Below are 15,366 nucleotides of genomic sequence, written 5' to 3'. Positions count from 1 at the left end.
TCGTGGCCAAGAACATCAGGATAAAGCTGAAGGCCTTTGATCATCGGGTCTTGGATGCTTCGGCGGTCCAGATAGCGGAGACGGCGGAGAGGACTGGAGCTCGGGTTTCGGGCCCCATTCCTCTTCCCACCCAGATAAGGAAGTTTACGATCCTGAAGTCTCCCCACAAGGACAAGGACGCCAGGGAGCAGTTTGAGCAGCGGGTGCACAAGCGGCTCATCGACATCTTGGATCCCAATCAGAAGACCATGGAGGCCCTTATGCAGTTGAACCTTCCCTCCGGGGTCGACATACAGATCAAGTTGTAGTATGGTGAGCGCTTGGGGGAAAGGAGTGGAAGTCTGAAATGAGCATGGGGATCTTGGGCCGTAAGGTCGGAATGACCCAGGTGTTCGACGCCGAGGGCAGGGCGGTCCCCGTAACCGTTGTGGAGGCGGGTCCGTGCCAGGTGGTTGAGGTGAGGACCCCGGAGAAGAACGGTTACAGCGCCGTCCAGCTGGGCTTCGGTTCCGTGAAGCCCGGATCGGTGAACAGGCCCATGAAGGGCTACTTTGCCAAGAACGGCGTGGAGCCCAAGCGTTGGCTTCGGGAGTTCCGGGTCGACGAGGGTCACGGGTACGAGAAGGGTCAGTACGTGAAGGTTGACCTTTTCTCCGAGGGGGAGACGGTCGACGTGGTGGGCGTCAGCAAGGGTAAGGGTTACGCTGGCGTCATGAAGCGGTTTGGCTTTGGTGGCGGTCCCGCCAGCCATGGTTCTTCCAAGTTCCACCGGCAGCCCGGCTCCAGCGGGGCCAACAGCTATCCGGGGCACATCTTCAAGGGGAAGACCATGCCTGGCCGCATGGGAGGGGAGAGGGTCACCGTCAAGAACCTCAAGGTGTTCGCGGTGGACGTGGAGAACAACCTCATCCTCCTTCGCGGAGCTATACCTGGGGCCAAGGACGGGCTCGTCCTCATCCGTAAGGCTGCAGATTAAGGAGGAAGGATCATGCCTCGGGTGAAGCAGGTCAACTTTAATGGAGAAGTGATAGGGGAGGTTGAGCTGAGCGAGGCGGTTTTCGGCGCTCCGGTTCACGTCCCGGCGATGCATCAGGTTGTGGTGGCTCATCTGGCCAACTGCAGGGTGGGCACCCACGATACCAAGGACCGTGGTGAGGTGAGCGGCGGTGGCAGGAAGCCCTGGAGGCAGAAGCATACCGGCCGGGCCCGTCAGGGTAGCATAAGGTCTCCCCTCTGGGTGGGTGGTGGTGTGGCTCATGGGCCCCACCCCAGGGACTATCATCAGAAGGTGAACAAGAAGGTTCGCCGTCTGGCCCTGAGGAGCGCTCTCACCCTCAAGGCCAAGGAGGACAACATGCTGGTCCTGGAGAGGTTCGAGCTGGAGGCTCCCAAGACCAAGGCCATGATATCCTTCCTTGAGCGGGTTCAGGGTGGGAAGAAGCCGCTTCTGGTGATCCACGAGCCGGATCACAACGTTAGGAAGTCGGCGAGCAACATCCCCGGCGCCATGGTTCTTCACGTGGACAGCCTCAACGTCTACGACATACTGAACCACGACCGGATGATAGTGACCGCCGAGGCGGTCAGGAAGATCGAGGAGGTGTTTGGCCGATGAACCTGGTGGCCCACGATGTGATCCTCCGTCCGGTTATAACCGAGAAGAGCAGCAGGCTCATGGAGAACAACCAGTACACCTTTGAGGTGCACCGGGATGCCAACAAGATACAGATCCGCAAGGCGGTGGAGGAGATCTTCAAGGTTAAGGTCCTGCGGGTCAACACCATCAACGTGAAGTCGAAGCCCAAGCGGCTCGGTGCTTTCTTAGGACGCTCGCGCTCGTGGAAGAAGGCCATCGTTACCCTGGCTCCAGGGGAGCGGATAGAGTTCTTCGAGGGCGCTGGAGCCTAGGCAGGAGGGAATATCAATGGGAATGAAGAGCTACAAGCCCATCACCCCCGGCCGGCGTTTCATGGTGACCCCCACCTATGAGGAGGTCACCAAGAGCACCCCGGAGAGGAGCCTCATAAGGGTTATCAAGAAGCACGCGGGGCGCAACAACACGGGCCGGATAACCATGAGGCACCGGGGCGGTGGGGCCAAGGTAAAATACCGGATAGTGGACTTCAAGCGGGACAAGCTTGGGGTGCCTGGCAAGGTGGCGGCCATCGAGTATGATCCTAACCGTTCCGCCCGGATAGCGTTGATCCACTACCTGGACGGGGAGAAGCGGTACATCCTCTGCCCCTCGGGTTTGAAGGTGGGGGACATGATCGAGGCGGGGCCCAACGCGGACATCAAGCCGGGCAACGCGCTGAAGCTCAAGGACATCCCGGTGGGCACGGTGATCCACAACATAGAGCTGGAGCCCGGTCGGGGTGGGGTGCTGGTGAGGTCCGCCGGTGCCAGTGCCCAGCTGATGGCCAAGGAGGGCAAGTACGCCTACGTCAGGATGCCCAGCGGGGAGCTTCGGCTGGTGCTTCAGGAGTGCTGCGCCACCGTGGGTCAGGTGGGCAACGAGGAGCACGAGAACGCGGTTTCCGGCAAGGCGGGCAGGACCCGTTGGATGGGCCGGAGGCCCCACGTGCGTGGTATGGTGATGAACCCGGTGGACCACCCCATGGGTGGAGGCGAGGGTCGGAGCAAGTCTAACAAGCACCCGGTCTCACCTTGGGGTACCCCGGCGAAGGGCTACAGGACCAGGAAGCCCAAGCCTTCCGACAAGTTCATCATTCGCCGCAGGGACAAGTAAGGTAGGAGGGAGTAAGGAATGGCTCGATCGCTGAAGAAGGGGCCCTACGTGGACGCCAAGCTCCTCCGCAGGATAGAGGAGATGAATGAGTCGGGCAAGAAGCGGGTTTTGAAGACCTGGGCCAGGAGGTCCAGCATAACCCCTGAGATGGTTGGGCACACCATAGCGGTGCACAACGGGCGGACCCACGTTCCCGTGTACATAAGCGATAACATGGTGGGTCATAAGCTTGGAGAGTTCGCCCCCACCCGCAAGTTCGGAGGACACGCGGGTCAGGAGCGGTCCACCAAGTCCAGGTAGGAGGTCGCAGGCTATGGAAGCGAAGGCGGTTGCTAAGCGGGTTAGGATCGCCGCGTCCAAGGTCCGCCAGGTCCTTCCCCTGATAAGGGGCAGGGAGGTTGGCGAGGCGCTGATGATACTGAAGTACACCCCCAAGAAGGGAGCTAGGGTGGTGGAGAAGGTACTCAAGAGCGCCGTGGCCAACGCGGAGCACAACTATGGCCTTGACGTGGACAAGCTGGTGGTGGTCAGGGCCAGCGCGGATCAGGGTTCTTACATGAAGAGGTTCAGGCCGGTGTCCATGGGCAGGGCTCATGCTTACCGGCACCACACCAGCCACATCACCGTGGTCGTGGCGGAACGTTAGGAGGAGGGGTGACGGTGGGCCAGAAAGTTCACCCGGTAGGGTACCGGCTAGGGGTCATATACGATTGGGAGTCTCGCTGGTATGCCGATAAGAAGACCTACGCCAAAAATCTCCACGAGGACCTGGAGCTCAGGGAGTGGATCAAGAAGCGCTGGGGTCATGCGGGCATAAGCCGAGTGGAGATCGAGCGGATAGGCAACGTGATGCGCTTTACTGTTTGGACCGCCCGGCCTGGTGTGGTTATAGGCAAGGGTGGGGCGGAGATCCAGCTGGTCCGGGACGAGCTTCAGAGGAAGACCGGCAACCGGGTGATGATCAACATTCAGGAGATCAAGAACCCGGACGCGGATGCCCAGGTGGTGTCCGAGGGGATCGCCTCGGCGCTGGAGCGTCGGGTGAGCTTCCGCCGGGCCATGAAGCAGTCCATCTTCCGGGCCATGAAGGCGGGGGCCAAGGGGATAAAGATCCAGTGCTCCGGCCGTCTTGGCGGGGCTGAGATAGCCCGGAGCGAGTGGTACCTGGAGGGGCAGCTTCCGCTGTCCACTTTGAGGGCGGACATAAGCTACGGCTACTCGGTGGCCAGGACCATCTACGGGGTCATAGGGGTGAAGGTTTGGATCTACCGCGGCGAGGTAATCGGCGGCGCCAAGGCGGAGCCCCAGGTTGCTTCCAGGGACAGGAGGTAAGGGCAAGATGCTGTCGCCTAAGAGAGTGAAGTACCGCAAGCCTCACAGGACGCCCCTGAAGGGGGTCTCCAAGGGGGCCACCTCGGTGGACTTTGGCGATTACGGCTTGCAGGCGCTGGAGAACGGGTGGATAACCGCCCGGCAGATAGAGGCGGTTCGAGTCACCCTCTCCAGGAAGATGAAGAAGGGTGGAAAGATCTGGATTCGGGTGTTCCCGGACCGTCCCGTTACCAGGAAGCCCTTGGAGACCAGGATGGGTAAGGGTAAGGGTAACGTGGAGTACTGGACCGCGGCGGTGAAGCGTGGCCGTGTCATGTTCGAGGTGGCCGGCGTGCCCCGGGAGGTAGTCATGGAGGCCTTCCGGACCGCGTCCCACAAGCTCCCCATCAAGGTCAAGATGCTGGTGCGGGAAGGGGCAGGTGAGTAGAAATGGATGCTAAGGAACTCCGCGAGCTTTCTGTGGAGGAGCTGAGGGAGAAGCACAGGCAGTACAAGGAGGAGCTGTTCAACCTGCGGTTTCAGAGCGCGGTGGGCCAGCTTTCCAACACTGCCCGCATAAGAGAGGTAAGGCGCACCATCGCGCGGGTTCTCACGGTCCTTCGGGAGAAGGAGACCGCGGGTGGTTCTGTCGGTGCGAGGAGGTAACGGTCCATGGAGGAGCGCAAGCCCTATCGTAAGGTTAGGACCGGCGTGGTGGTCAGCGACAAGATGGACAAGACCGTGGTGGTAAAGGTCTCCCGGATGTCGAAGCACGCCCTTTACGGGAAGCCGGTCCTCAGGGTTAAGAAGTACATGGCCCACGACGAGGCCAACGACTGCAGGATCGGCGACCTGGTGAAGATCGAGGAGACCAGGCCCCTGAGCCGCCACAAGCGTTGGCGGGTCGTGGAGATTTTGGAGCGGGCGCCCATCTTCGGCGCTACTGGGGAGGAATAAGCGGTGATCCAGCTGCGCACAGTTCTGAACGTGGCGGACAACTCCGGAGCGAAGAAGATAATGTGCATCCAGGTGCGTGGGGGCAGCTACCGGAAGGTTGGTTCCGTGGGCGACGTCATAGTGGCCTCTGTGAAGGAGGCGATCCCCAACAGCAACATAAGCAAGGGGGACGTGGTGAAGGCGGTTATCGTCAGGACCCGCAAGGAGGTTCGTCGGAAGGACGGCACCTACGTTAGGTTCGACGACAACGCGGCGGTCATCATCGACAACAACGGAGACCCGAAGGGGACGCGAATCTTCGGCCCCGTGGCCCGGGAGCTCAGGGAGAAGCGTTACATGAGGATAGTCTCCCTTGCTCCGGAAGTAATATAGGAGGCGAATTCCCATGGCCATGAGGATAAAGACCGGTGACAGGGTCTACGTGATATCCGGCAAGGACCGGGGCAAGGAGGGCAAGGTGCTCCGCCGCGACGTGGGGAAGGACCTTGTGGTGGTGGAGAACGTAAACATGGTCACCAAGAGCGTGAGGCCCTCTCAGAAGAACCCCCAGGGTGGCCTGGTGAAGCAGGAGGCCCCCCTTAGGGCCTGCAAGGTTATGTTGGTCTGTCCCGCCTGTGGCAAGCCCACCAGGGTGGGTCGGGCCTTCCTGGACGACGGCCGCAAGGTAAGGATCTGCAAGAAGTGCGGCGAGATAGTGGACAAGGTTTAGGGGGTGGATCGAAGATGGAACCTCGTCTTCTGAACAAGTATAGGTCCGAGGCCGTCCCCCGCCTGAGGTCGCGCTTCCAGTACGGCAACGTGATGGAGGTGCCCAAGCTCGTCAAGGTGGTCATCAACATCGGGGTCAACGAGGCCAAGCAGGACATGAAGTACATGGACGCCAGCATGAACGAGCTGGCCACCATAACGGGTCAGAGGCCCATGATGAAGAGGGCCAAGAAGTCGGTGGCGGGCTTCAAGATCCGGGAGGGGATGCCGGTGGCCTGTTGCGTGACCCTCCGGGGGGCCAGGATGTGGGAGTTCGTGGATCGGCTGATCAGCCTGGCGCTGCCCAGGATAAAGGACTTCCAGGGGGTGTCCAAGAGGGGCTTCGATGGTCGGGGCAACTACAACCTGGGTCTGAAGGAGCAGCTCATCTTCCCGGAGATAGATTACGACAAGGTCATTCGCCAGAGGGGGATGAACATCACCTTCGTGACCACCGCGAAGACCGATGAGGAAGCCCAGGCCCTTCTGACGGAGCTTGGGATGCCGTTCACCCGCTAAGGAGGTAAGGACTGAATGTCCCGTAAGTGTCTGGAGAACAAGGCCAAAGAGGAGCCTAAGTTCAAGGTGCGTCGTCACAACCGGTGCCCCATCTGCGGTCGCCCCCGGGGGTTCATGCGGTTGTTCAACATGTGCCGCTGCTGCTTCAGGAACCTGGCCCGCGAGGGGAAGATCCCCGGCGTGGTCAAGTCCAGCTGGTAGCGGTTTCGGAGGGGGGATTTGTCAATGCATCTAACTGATCCCATAGCGGACATGCTCACCCGGATAAGGAACGCCAACACGGTCTATCACGAGATGGTGGACGTTCCCATGTCCAAGGTGAAGGTGGAGATAGCCCGGATCCTGAAGGAGGAGGGCTACATAAGGAACTACAAGACCGTCACGGACGGGGAGGGTTCCTTCCCGGTGCTTCGGATCTTCCTCAACTACGGTCCCAATCGGGAGCGGGTGATCCAGGGGATCCGCAGGGTAAGCAAGCCCGGCCGGAGGATCTACGTGGGGCGCGATGAGCTTCCCAAGGTCATGGGGGGTCTGGGCATAGCGCTCATCTCCACTTCCAAGGGCATGATGACCGACGCCAGGGCCAGGCGCGAGGGCCTGGGCGGCGAGGTCGTCTGCTACGTATGGTAGGAGGGTTAATGGGATGTCTCGGATAGGTCGTAAGCCCATTCCCCTTCCCAAGGGGGTTACGGTCACGGTTAACGGGGGTGACGTGACGGTCAAGGGGCCCAAGGGTTCCCTGGACTTCAAGGTCCTCCCGGGCATATCGGTGGAGGTGAAGGAGGACCAGGTTATGGTCTCCCGCTCCAGCGACGAGAAGGCCATGAGGGCCGCCCACGGCATGACTCGGGCAATCATCAACAACATGGTGGTGGGGGTCAGCCAGGGTTTCGAGAAGCAATTGGAGATAATCGGCGTGGGTTACAGGGCTCAGATGCAGGGCAAGAACCTGGTGCTGTCCCTGGGCTTCTCCCATCCGGTTGAGGTGGTGCCCCCCGCTGGCATAGAGCTGGCCATCGACGGTCCCACCAAGATATTCGTGCGGGGCATAGATCGTCAGAAGGTGGGTCAGATGGCGGCCCAGATAAGGGGCTACCGTCCGCCTGAGCCTTACAAGGGCAAGGGGATCCGCTACGTGGGCGAGTACGTGATGCGCAAGGCCGGTAAGGCTGGAAGCAAGTAAGGCGAGGTGAAGGCCGTGATATCGGAACGTAGCAGGAACGAGATGCGCAAGATGCGGCACCGTCGGCTTCGCCGGAAGCTGGTCGGCAGCCCCGAGTGCCCGAGGCTCGCGGTTTTCGGGAGCCTGAAGCACATTTATGCCCAGATAATCGACGATCAGGCTGGTCATACCCTGGTGTCCGCCTCCACCATGGAGAAGGACCTTCGGGCGGAGCTCAAGTCCACGGGGAACCAGGACGCGGCCCGTCAGGTGGGCAAGAGGTTGGCGGAGAGGGCCCTTGCCAAGGGGATAACCACTGTGGTCTTCGACAGGGGCGGCCACATGTACCATGGCCGGGTGAAGGCCTTGGCGGAGGCCGCTCGCGAAGCGGGCCTCAAGTTCTAAGAGGGGGTACGTCCTGTGGCGATGAATAAGAGTTCGCTGTCTAAGGGGGCGGAGCTTCAGGAGCGCGTGGTGGCCATCAACCGGGTTAGCAAGGTTGTCAAGGGCGGCAAGCGCTTCAAGTTCAGCGTCCTGGTGGTGGTTGGAGACGGCATGGGCCGGGTCGGGCTCGGGCTCGGCAAGGCCAAGGAGGTCTCCGAGGCGGTTCGCAAGGGCATAGAGCACGCCAAGAAGAGCATGGTGACCCTGAAGCAGGTGGGTCACACCATCCCGCACCCGGTGACGGGCAAGCACGGGGCGGCGGAGGTGCTGCTCAAGCCCGCCTCCCCCGGTACGGGAGTTATCGCCGGTGCGGTGGTGCGGGCCATAATGGAGCTGGGTGGGGTCAAGGACGTGCTCACCAAGGTTATAGGCAGGACCTCCAACCCGATCAACGTGGCCTACGCCACCCTGGAGGGTGTCAAGGCCCTGAGGACCCCTGAGGAGGTCCTCAGGCTGAGGGGCAAGGAGCGCAAGGCCGCTTCCCAGGAGGCGTGATGAGAGATGGCTAAGCTGATCGTTACGTGGAAGAGGAGCGCCATAGGGAGGAACTACCGTCAGGGGCTCACCATAAGGGCCCTGGGGCTCAGGAAGCTGAACCAGACGGTGGTTCACCAGGATACCCCTCAGATCAGGGGGATGATCCGCAAGGTGGAGCACCTTGTGGAGTGGACCCTCGAGGAGTAAGGAGGTTTTCCAATGAGGTTGCACGATCTTTCTCCCGTTCCCGGGTCCAACAGGAAGCCCAAGAGGATCGGCTTCGGGGTGGGCAGCGGCCACGGCAAGACCGCCTGTAAGGGCACCAAGGGTCACAAGTCCCGGACCGGCGGCGGCGTCCGTCCCGGCTTTGAGGGTGGCCAGATGCCCCTGGTGCGCCGGATCCCCAAGAGGGGCTTCAGCAACGCCAGGCATCGGGTGGTCTTCCATGGGATAAACGTTGGGGATCTCAACGACAGGTTCGAGGCGGGTACCGTGGTGGATCCCGCCGCCCTGGTTGCGGTAGGGTTGCTCAGGAGGGCAGGGGTCCCCGTCAAGATACTGGGTGACGGGGAGCTCACCAAGGCCCTCACGGTCAGGGCTCACGGCTTCAGCGGCAGCGCCGTCAAGAAGATAGAGGCCGCGGGTGGCAAGACCGAGGTGATATAGGTGATCGACTCCTTCCGGGACGCGTTCCGTTTGCCGGATCTGAAGAGGAGGTTCCTCTTCCTGCTGGCGGCGCTGTTCGTGTATCGTCTCGGGGCTCACATCCCCACCCCGGGGATTGACCCCGAGGCGATGGCCCGGCTCTTCGAGCGAGGAGGCGTTCTGGGATTCTTTGATCTCTTTGCTGGGGGGGCCTTGAGCAGGTTCAGCATCTTCGCGCTGGGTGTGGTTCCCTACATAAACTCCAGCATCGTTATGCAGCTTCTGACGGTGATAGTCCCCTCCCTGGAGAGGATGCAGAAGGAGGGCGAGGAGGGCCGCAAGAGGATAACCCAGTACACCCGCTACGGCACCGTGGCCTTCGCCCTGATCCAGGCCATCGGCATGGTGTCCTGGCTCAGGGGCCTTGGGGTGTTCTACGGGGGTATCCTGGACGGGGTGCTGGCGATGGCTACGGTCACCACCGGTTCCGTGGCGGTCATGTGGCTCGGGGAGGTCATGTCAGATCACGGAATAGGCAACGGGATCTCCATGCTCATCTTCGCGGGCATCGTGGCCCGAATCCCCGGCGCCATCGCCCAGACCTTCACCATGGTCAGGATGGGGGAGATGAACATCCTGGTGGTGTTGCTGGCCCTGGCCATAATGGTGGCGGTGGTGGCGGGTTGCGTCATGCTCCAGGAGGGCCAGAGGAAGATCCCGGTCCAGTACGCCAAGCGGGTGGTGGGCAACCGGATCTACGGGGGTCAGAGCACCTACATCCCCCTTCGGGTCAACACCGCGGGGGTGATCCCCATAATCTTCGCCTCGTCGGTGCTCCTCTTCCCCTACACGGTGGCCCGGTTCTTCCCCGGGGCGGCGGCGGAGGCGGTCCAGAGGGCCTTCTCCCCCGGGAGCCCCATCTACGTGGTGCTCTACGTGGTGCTCATCGTGTTCTTCGCCTACTTCTACACCGCGGTGGTCTTCAACCCCGCGGAGCTGGCGGAGAACATGAAGAAGTACGGCGGGTTCGTGTTGGGCATCCGGCCCGGCAAGCCCACGGCGGACTACATCGAGAAGGTGATGGCCCGGATAACCCTCGGTGGGGCCCTGGCCCTGGCGGTGGTGGCCCTGGTCCCCACCGTCATGTCCGGGCTCCTGAACGTCAACACCTTCTATTTCGGCGGGACCTCGGTGCTGATCGTGGTGGGGGTGGCCCTGGATACGGTGCATCAGCTGGAGGGGCAGCTGCTCATGAGGCACTACGAGGGGATCCTGAAGCGCCGGGGGGGCAAGTCCGGCGGCCTTCTGAAGCTCTAAGGGGGTGGGGCAGGGATGAGGGTTATACTGTTGGGTCCTCCCGGGGCTGGCAAGGGCACCCAGGCGGCGGCGGTGAAGGAGCGGTACCGGATACCCCACATATCCACCGGCGACATGCTGAGGGAGCACGTCAAGGGGGGCACCGAGCTGGGCCGTAAGGCCAAGGAGTTCATGGACGGGGGCAAGCTGGTCCCGGACCAGCTGATCATCGCCATGATGGAGGACCGGCTGTCCCAGGGGGACTGTGAGAACGGCTTCCTTTTGGACGGTTTCCCCCGGACGGTCCCCCAGGCGGAGGCGCTCGATGAGCTCCTCTCCAGGATGGGGCTGCAGCTGGACGCGGTGGTCCTGTTGGAGGTGGCGGACGAGGTGGTGGTCCAGCGGCTGTCGGGCCGCCGGGTCTGTCGGTCCTGCGGAGCCATATACCACGTGTCGTTCCACCCCTCCTCCAAGGGTGACCTGTGTGAGGCCTGCGGCGGGGACCTCTACCAGAGGGACGACGACCGGGAGGACGTGATCCGCCGGAGGCTTTCGGTTTACCATGAGCAGACCTCTCCGTTGGAGGCCTACTACGATGCCAAGGGGCTTCTTCGTAGGGTGAACGGGGAGGGGGCCACCGATGCGGTTCTCAGGTGTCTAGAGGGGCTCTAGGAGGCCTTTGATGATAACCTTCAAGAGCCCGTCCGACCTGGCCCATATGAGGCGGGCCGGTGTGTTGGTGGCTGACGTCCTTAGATATCTGCGGGGTCTTATCAAACCTGGGGTTGACACCCTTAGCCTGGACAGGTTCGCGGAGGACCTGATAGTCCGGGGAGGGGGTCGGCCGGCCTTCAAGGGCTACAAGGTGCCCGGTATAAGGCGCCCGTTCCCGGGCACCATATGCGCCTCGATAAACGAAGAGGTGGTGCACGGGATCCCGTCGGCGGATCGGATCCTCCGGGAGGGGGACATCCTGAGCGTCGACGTGGGGGTTAGCGTTGACGGGTGGTACGCCGATGCGGCGTGCACCTACCCGGTGGGGGAGATATCGGACCTGAGGCGGCGTCTTCTGGAGGTTACCCTCGGGGGGCTTAAGGCCGCCATGGGGGTCCTCCGGGAGGGTGCCACGGTGGGTGACGTGGGCAGCGCGGTTGAGCGGGTGGTGAAGGGGGCCCAGATGGGGCTGGTGAGGGATTACGCGGGTCACGGCATAGGCCGGAGGCTTCATGAGGCCCCTCAGATTCCCAACTACGGCCGCCCCGGTTCGGGGATAACGTTGAAGTCCCGGATGACCATATGCGTGGAGCCCATGGTTATGACCGGCGGAGAGGCGGTCCGGAGCTGCGATGACGGCTGGACGGTGGTGACCGCCGATGGTTCCGACGCGGCCCACTTTGAGCACACCCTTCTGGTGACGCCGGATGGCTGTGAGGTCCTGACCCCATGGGAGGACTAGGGGAGGATGTCTTCGTCCCCGGCAGGTTGGTATGGGTGAAGCGAGGTGCCTGTGCGGGGCGTTGGTGCGTGGTATTGGGTAGGGACCTGGACGGCAGGGTGTTGGTGGCGGACGGTGATTGCCGTTCCGTGCTTAGGCCGAAGAGGAAGAACCCAAAGCACCTTCAGCCGTCGTCGGTGGTCATTGAGGAGGTGGCCCGCCTGGTGTCGGGGGGCGGATCCCTCAACGACGGAAGGATAGTTTCCCTGATTTCCACCCGGGTAGGGACCCTGGGGGTTTGATCTAGGAGGTTGATGGGACCGCATGTCTAAGGATGACGTAATCGAGATAAAGGGCAAGGTGGTTGAGCCCCTGCCCAACGCCATGTTCCGGGTGGAACTGGACAATGGGCACAAGATACTGGCTCACGTGTCGGGCAAGATGCGGATGCACTTCATTCGGATCCTGCCGGGGGACAAGGTTCTGGTTCAGATCTCCCCTTACGACTTGACACGAGGGCGAATAGTGTATAGATATAAATAGTTTGCCCTTAGCATGGCAGTCCCGAGTGGGCTTTCATATGTGGTTTTGAGGAGGATGTCCGGTCATGAAGGTTAGGACTTCGGTTAAGCCGATCTGTGAGTATTGCCGCATCATAAAGAGGCACGGTGTGGTGATGGTGATTTGCAGCCGGAACCCGCGGCACAAGCAGCGCCAGGGAGCGAGGAGGTAGTAGTTAGATGGCACGTATCGCAGGTGTTGACCTTCCGAGGGAGAAGCGCATAGAGATAGCTTTGACCTACATCTACGGCATAGGGCTCACCACGTCCAGGAAGATACTGGCGTCCACCGGGGTGGATCCCAACAGGAGGACCAAGGACCTGACGGACGAGGAGGCCCAGCGGATAAGGAACGAGATAGAGAACAACTACAAGGTGGAGGGTGACCTCCGTCGGGAAGTGGCGATGAACATAAAGAGGCTCATGGACATCGGCTGCTACCGGGGGCTTCGTCACCGCCTTGGTCTTCCGGTCCGGGGTCAGAGGACCAGGACCAACGCCAGGACCAGGAAGGGTCCCAAGAAGACCGTGGCTGGCAAGAAGAAGGCAGTTAAGTAGGCCTTGATCTAGGGAGGGAATAAGGCGTGGCCAAGCGAGTACAGCGCAGGAGCAAGCGCAAGGACAGGAAGCACGTTAGCTACGGGGTGGCCCATATATACTCCACCTTCAACAACACCATAGTTACCCTCACGGACAAGCAGGGTAACGCCCTTTCGTGGGCTTCGGGTGGCAACGTGGGTTTCAAGGGGACCCGCAAGTCCACCCCTTACGCGGCCCAGATGTCCGCCGCCCAGGCGGCGAAGCTGGCCCAGGAGTACGGGGTAACGGAGATAGACGTGGTGGTGAAGGGGCCTGGGCCGGGTCGGGAGTCCGCCATCCGTTCGCTTCAGGCGGCGGGGCTGCAGGTCAACCAGATAAAGGACGCCACCCCCATTCCGCACAACGGTTGCCGCCCGCCTAAGCGGCGCCGGGTGTAAGTTTCGGCACTGAAGGAGGGCCTTTGCCAGATGAGTAGGTATACCGGTCCCGTGTGCAGGCTCTGCCGCGCGGAGGGGACGAAGCTATTCCTCAAGGGAGACAGGTGTTACACCGAGAAGTGCGCCATCGCCAGGAGGAACACCCGGCCTGGTCAGCACGGAGCTCGGAAGGGCAAGACGAGCGAGTACGGGATTCGGCTCCGGGAGAAGCAGAAGTTGCGCCGCTTCTACGGGCTTAACGAGTCCCAGTTCGCCAAGATGTACGAGATGGCCACCAAGATGCCGGGGCAGACTGGCCACGACTTCCTGCAGCTTCTGGAGAGGCGGCTTGACAACGTGGTCTACCGGCTTGGCTTCGCGGTGAGCCGCCGGCAGGCCAGGGAGCTGGTCCGCCACGGTCACTTCCTGGTGAACGGCCGGAAGCTTGACGTTCCCAGCGCCCTCCTGAGGGCTGGGGACGTGGTCACCGTCCGGGAGAAGAGCCGGGACGTGGAGGTCCTCAAGCAGAACGCGGAGGTGGCCTCCCAGAGGTCCGTTCCCGGTTGGCTGGAGGTGAACCCGGAGACCATGAGCGGCCGGGTGGTTAGCTTGCCGACCCGCGATCAGATAGAGGTGCCGGTGAACGAACAGCTCGTGGTGGAGTTCTATGCCCGATAGCGAACGGAAAGGTGGGGGAGCCTTGGAGCACGATCGTCATGAGATCATCGTGGAGGAAGTCACCCCATCCCATGGCCGGGTGGTGCTGGAGCCCCTGGAGAGGGGTTACGGAACCACCCTGGGCAACGCCTTGCGGCGGGTTCTGCTCTCGTCCATACCCGGTGCCGGCATAGTGGCGGTCAGGGTCGACGGGGTGTTGCACGAGTTCAGCACCATACCGGGGGTCAGGGAGGACGTGATAGAGCTCCTCTTGAACCTGAAGCACGTGCCGGTCAGGGTCAGCGGTCCTGGGACCGACGTGAAGGTCCTGCGGCTGGAGGCGGAGGGGCCCAAGGTGGTCCGGGCGGCGGACATCCAGGGGGATGCGGACGTGGAGTTCGTGGACCCCGAGGCGGTGATCTGTACCCTGGACGAGGGGCACCGGGTGTCCATGGACCTCTACATAGAGAGGGGGGTGGGCTACGCCCCCATAGACAGGCCCAGGCCCTCGTACCTCCCGGTGGACGCCCTCTTGATCGACGCCATATTCTCTCCGGTCAAGCGGGTCAGGTACGAGGTTCAGGACGTCCGCAGCGGCCAGAGGACCGACTACGACCGGCTGGTCCTGGAGGTTTGGACCAACGGGGTGGTGTCCTTCAGGGATGCGGTGGCGGAGGCGTCGTCGATCCTGTCCGGTTACTTCCGGGGGCTCTCCACGTCCCTCTGGGGTCAGAGCAGCGCGGTGACCGCCGGGGACGAGGACTTCTTCGAGGAGAAGGACGAGGAGGATCTCCAGGAGGTTCCCGCGGTGTGTGGGGAGGACGACTCGGTCCTGTCCCGCCCCATAAAGGACCTGGAGCTCTCGGTTAGGAGCGAGAACTGCCTCCTTAGGGGGGGCATCCATCGGATAGGGGATCTGGTGTCCCGTCCCAAGGAGGAGCTCCTCAAGATAAGGAACCTAGGCAAGATCTCCCTTAGGGAGATAGAGGAAAAACTTGGGAAGTTCGGCCTGAGTCTCAAGGGGGAGGAGCCCTCCGGAGAGGCGGATCAGGCGGAGGACTTACAATCCTGAAGGAGGAATAGTATCCCATGAGACATCGCATGAGCATGCGCCGCCTGGGCCGTTACGGCTCTCACCGGCGCGCCATGTTGGGCAACCTGGCCGCTAGCCTTTTCATAGCGGGTAGGATAGAGACCACCGTCACCCGGGCCAAGGAGCTCCGGAGGGTGGCGGAGAGGCTGATAACCAAGGCCAAGTCCGGCACCTTGGCGGACCGGCGGCTGGTCATCGCCCGGATGCCCCACAAGGAGGCGGTCTTGAAGCTTTTCAACGAGATAGCTCCCAAGTTCGCCAACCGTCCCGGGGGCTACACCCGGATAGTGAAGCTTGGCAACCGGGCGGGGGACGCCTCCCCCATGGCGATAATAGAGCTGGTGGATTAATAGGTCAG

32 protein-coding genes are annotated in these 15,366 nt (G+C 62.0%); all 32 read left to right on the top strand.

Going from position 1 to position 15,366, the window contains the following annotated elements; translation table 11 throughout:
- Positions 1–2: 2 nt before the first annotated feature.
- Positions 3–308, top strand: a complete 306-nt coding sequence (gene rpsJ, locus TACI_RS06110; RefSeq protein WP_012869929.1) for a 30S ribosomal protein S10 — start codon at positions 3–5, stop codon at positions 306–308.
- A gap of 38 nt (positions 309–346) precedes the next feature.
- Positions 347–976, top strand: coding sequence for a 50S ribosomal protein L3 (gene rplC, locus TACI_RS06105; protein ID WP_012869928.1), 630 nt, complete (start codon positions 347–349; stop codon positions 974–976).
- A 12-nt stretch (positions 977–988) separates the two neighbouring features.
- The gene (rplD, locus tag TACI_RS06100; RefSeq protein WP_012869927.1) at positions 989–1,615 is read left to right on the top strand and encodes a 50S ribosomal protein L4; all 627 of its coding nucleotides are present in this window, start codon (positions 989–991) and stop codon (positions 1,613–1,615) included.
- The gene (gene rplW, locus TACI_RS06095) at positions 1,612–1,908 is read left to right on the top strand and encodes a 50S ribosomal protein L23 (protein ID WP_012869926.1); all 297 of its coding nucleotides are present in this window, start codon (positions 1,612–1,614) and stop codon (positions 1,906–1,908) included. The genes rplD and rplW overlap by 4 nt, the downstream gene beginning before the upstream one ends.
- 16 nt (positions 1,909–1,924) lie before the next feature.
- Positions 1,925–2,749 carry a 50S ribosomal protein L2 gene (gene rplB / locus TACI_RS06090; RefSeq protein ID WP_012869925.1) on the top strand — a complete coding sequence of 275 codons (825 nt, stop codon included), beginning with the start codon at positions 1,925–1,927 and terminating at the stop codon, positions 2,747–2,749.
- 18 nt (positions 2,750–2,767) lie between these two features.
- Positions 2,768–3,049 carry a 30S ribosomal protein S19 gene (gene rpsS, locus TACI_RS06085; protein WP_006583236.1) on the top strand — a complete coding sequence of 94 codons (282 nt, stop codon included), beginning with the start codon at positions 2,768–2,770 and terminating at the stop codon, positions 3,047–3,049.
- Between the two features lie 13 nt (positions 3,050–3,062).
- Entirely contained in the window at positions 3,063–3,395 is a 333-nt protein-coding gene (gene rplV / locus TACI_RS06080) for a 50S ribosomal protein L22 (RefSeq protein WP_012869924.1), read from the top strand.
- 14 nt (positions 3,396–3,409) lie between these two features.
- Positions 3,410–4,081, top strand: coding sequence for a 30S ribosomal protein S3 (gene rpsC, locus TACI_RS06075; protein ID WP_012869923.1), 672 nt, complete (start codon positions 3,410–3,412; stop codon positions 4,079–4,081).
- A 7-nt stretch (positions 4,082–4,088) separates the two neighbouring features.
- A complete protein-coding gene (gene rplP, locus TACI_RS06070) occupies positions 4,089–4,508 on the top strand; it encodes a 50S ribosomal protein L16 (RefSeq protein ID WP_012869922.1) in 420 nt (139 codons plus the stop codon).
- Positions 4,509–4,510: 2 nt separating this feature from the next.
- Positions 4,511–4,726 (top strand): 50S ribosomal protein L29, encoded by a 216-nt coding sequence (gene rpmC, locus TACI_RS06065; RefSeq protein ID WP_012869921.1) that lies wholly within the window; start codon positions 4,511–4,513, stop codon positions 4,724–4,726.
- A 6-nt stretch (positions 4,727–4,732) separates the two neighbouring features.
- The gene (rpsQ, locus tag TACI_RS06060) at positions 4,733–5,017 is read left to right on the top strand and encodes a 30S ribosomal protein S17 (RefSeq protein ID WP_012869920.1); all 285 of its coding nucleotides are present in this window, start codon (positions 4,733–4,735) and stop codon (positions 5,015–5,017) included.
- A gap of 3 nt (positions 5,018–5,020) precedes the next feature.
- Positions 5,021–5,389: a 50S ribosomal protein L14 gene (gene rplN / locus TACI_RS06055; RefSeq protein WP_012869919.1), complete on the top strand. Its 369-nt coding sequence runs from the start codon at positions 5,021–5,023 to the stop codon at positions 5,387–5,389.
- 13 nt (positions 5,390–5,402) lie between these two features.
- Complete coding sequence (gene rplX, locus TACI_RS06050) at positions 5,403–5,726, top strand: 50S ribosomal protein L24 (RefSeq protein WP_012869918.1); 324 nt, start codon at positions 5,403–5,405, stop codon at positions 5,724–5,726.
- 14 nt (positions 5,727–5,740) lie between these two features.
- Positions 5,741–6,283, top strand: coding sequence for a 50S ribosomal protein L5 (gene rplE / locus TACI_RS06045; protein WP_012869917.1), 543 nt, complete (start codon positions 5,741–5,743; stop codon positions 6,281–6,283).
- A 15-nt stretch (positions 6,284–6,298) separates the two neighbouring features.
- Positions 6,299–6,484: a type Z 30S ribosomal protein S14 gene (locus TACI_RS06040; RefSeq protein ID WP_012869916.1), complete on the top strand. Its 186-nt coding sequence runs from the start codon at positions 6,299–6,301 to the stop codon at positions 6,482–6,484.
- A gap of 24 nt (positions 6,485–6,508) precedes the next feature.
- Positions 6,509–6,913 (top strand): 30S ribosomal protein S8, encoded by a 405-nt coding sequence (rpsH, locus tag TACI_RS06035; protein ID WP_164925182.1) that lies wholly within the window; start codon positions 6,509–6,511, stop codon positions 6,911–6,913.
- A 13-nt stretch (positions 6,914–6,926) separates the two neighbouring features.
- Positions 6,927–7,466: a 50S ribosomal protein L6 gene (gene rplF / locus TACI_RS06030; RefSeq protein ID WP_012869914.1), complete on the top strand. Its 540-nt coding sequence runs from the start codon at positions 6,927–6,929 to the stop codon at positions 7,464–7,466.
- Between the two features lie 42 nt (positions 7,467–7,508).
- Positions 7,509–7,850, top strand: coding sequence for a 50S ribosomal protein L18 (gene rplR, locus TACI_RS06025; protein ID WP_012869913.1), 342 nt, complete (start codon positions 7,509–7,511; stop codon positions 7,848–7,850).
- Positions 7,851–7,871: 21 nt separating this feature from the next.
- Entirely contained in the window at positions 7,872–8,384 is a 513-nt protein-coding gene (gene rpsE / locus TACI_RS06020) for a 30S ribosomal protein S5 (protein ID WP_164925410.1), read from the top strand.
- A 6-nt stretch (positions 8,385–8,390) separates the two neighbouring features.
- A complete protein-coding gene (gene rpmD / locus TACI_RS06015) occupies positions 8,391–8,573 on the top strand; it encodes a 50S ribosomal protein L30 (protein WP_012869911.1) in 183 nt (60 codons plus the stop codon).
- Between the two features lie 12 nt (positions 8,574–8,585).
- Positions 8,586–9,032, top strand: coding sequence for a 50S ribosomal protein L15 (rplO, locus tag TACI_RS06010; RefSeq protein ID WP_012869910.1), 447 nt, complete (start codon positions 8,586–8,588; stop codon positions 9,030–9,032).
- A complete protein-coding gene (secY, locus tag TACI_RS06005) occupies positions 9,033–10,328 on the top strand; it encodes a preprotein translocase subunit SecY (RefSeq protein ID WP_012869909.1) in 1,296 nt (431 codons plus the stop codon).
- A gap of 15 nt (positions 10,329–10,343) precedes the next feature.
- Positions 10,344–10,979, top strand: coding sequence for an adenylate kinase (locus TACI_RS06000; RefSeq protein WP_012869908.1), 636 nt, complete (start codon positions 10,344–10,346; stop codon positions 10,977–10,979).
- A gap of 10 nt (positions 10,980–10,989) precedes the next feature.
- Positions 10,990–11,763 (top strand): type I methionyl aminopeptidase, encoded by a 774-nt coding sequence (gene map, locus TACI_RS05995; RefSeq protein WP_012869907.1) that lies wholly within the window; start codon positions 10,990–10,992, stop codon positions 11,761–11,763.
- Complete coding sequence (locus TACI_RS05990) at positions 11,751–12,044, top strand: KOW domain-containing RNA-binding protein (protein ID WP_012869906.1); 294 nt, start codon at positions 11,751–11,753, stop codon at positions 12,042–12,044. Before map ends, TACI_RS05990 begins: the two co-directional genes overlap by 13 nt.
- A gap of 22 nt (positions 12,045–12,066) precedes the next feature.
- Positions 12,067–12,285 carry a translation initiation factor IF-1 gene (infA, locus tag TACI_RS05985; RefSeq protein WP_006583256.1) on the top strand — a complete coding sequence of 73 codons (219 nt, stop codon included), beginning with the start codon at positions 12,067–12,069 and terminating at the stop codon, positions 12,283–12,285.
- A gap of 64 nt (positions 12,286–12,349) precedes the next feature.
- A complete protein-coding gene (gene rpmJ, locus TACI_RS05980; RefSeq protein ID WP_006583257.1) occupies positions 12,350–12,475 on the top strand; it encodes a 50S ribosomal protein L36 in 126 nt (41 codons plus the stop codon).
- A gap of 7 nt (positions 12,476–12,482) precedes the next feature.
- Entirely contained in the window at positions 12,483–12,860 is a 378-nt protein-coding gene (gene rpsM / locus TACI_RS05975; RefSeq protein ID WP_012869905.1) for a 30S ribosomal protein S13, read from the top strand.
- A gap of 26 nt (positions 12,861–12,886) precedes the next feature.
- Complete coding sequence (gene rpsK, locus TACI_RS05970; protein WP_012869904.1) at positions 12,887–13,279, top strand: 30S ribosomal protein S11; 393 nt, start codon at positions 12,887–12,889, stop codon at positions 13,277–13,279.
- Between the two features lie 30 nt (positions 13,280–13,309).
- On the top strand, positions 13,310–13,936 hold the full coding sequence (gene rpsD, locus TACI_RS05965) for a 30S ribosomal protein S4 (protein WP_012869903.1): 627 nt from the start codon (positions 13,310–13,312) through the stop codon (positions 13,934–13,936).
- 22 nt (positions 13,937–13,958) lie between these two features.
- Complete coding sequence (locus TACI_RS05960; protein WP_012869902.1) at positions 13,959–14,987, top strand: DNA-directed RNA polymerase subunit alpha; 1,029 nt, start codon at positions 13,959–13,961, stop codon at positions 14,985–14,987.
- A gap of 17 nt (positions 14,988–15,004) precedes the next feature.
- Positions 15,005–15,358, top strand: coding sequence for a 50S ribosomal protein L17 (rplQ, locus tag TACI_RS05955; protein WP_012869901.1), 354 nt, complete (start codon positions 15,005–15,007; stop codon positions 15,356–15,358).
- Positions 15,359–15,366 lie beyond the last annotated feature (8 nt).

This window comes from Thermanaerovibrio acidaminovorans DSM 6589, from assembly GCF_000024905.1.
GTDB classification, from domain to species: Bacteria; Synergistota; Synergistia; order Synergistales; family Synergistaceae; genus Thermanaerovibrio; species Thermanaerovibrio acidaminovorans.
Note: the sequence above shows the minus strand (reverse complement) of the source record. Positions and strands in the feature narration are given on the sequence as shown.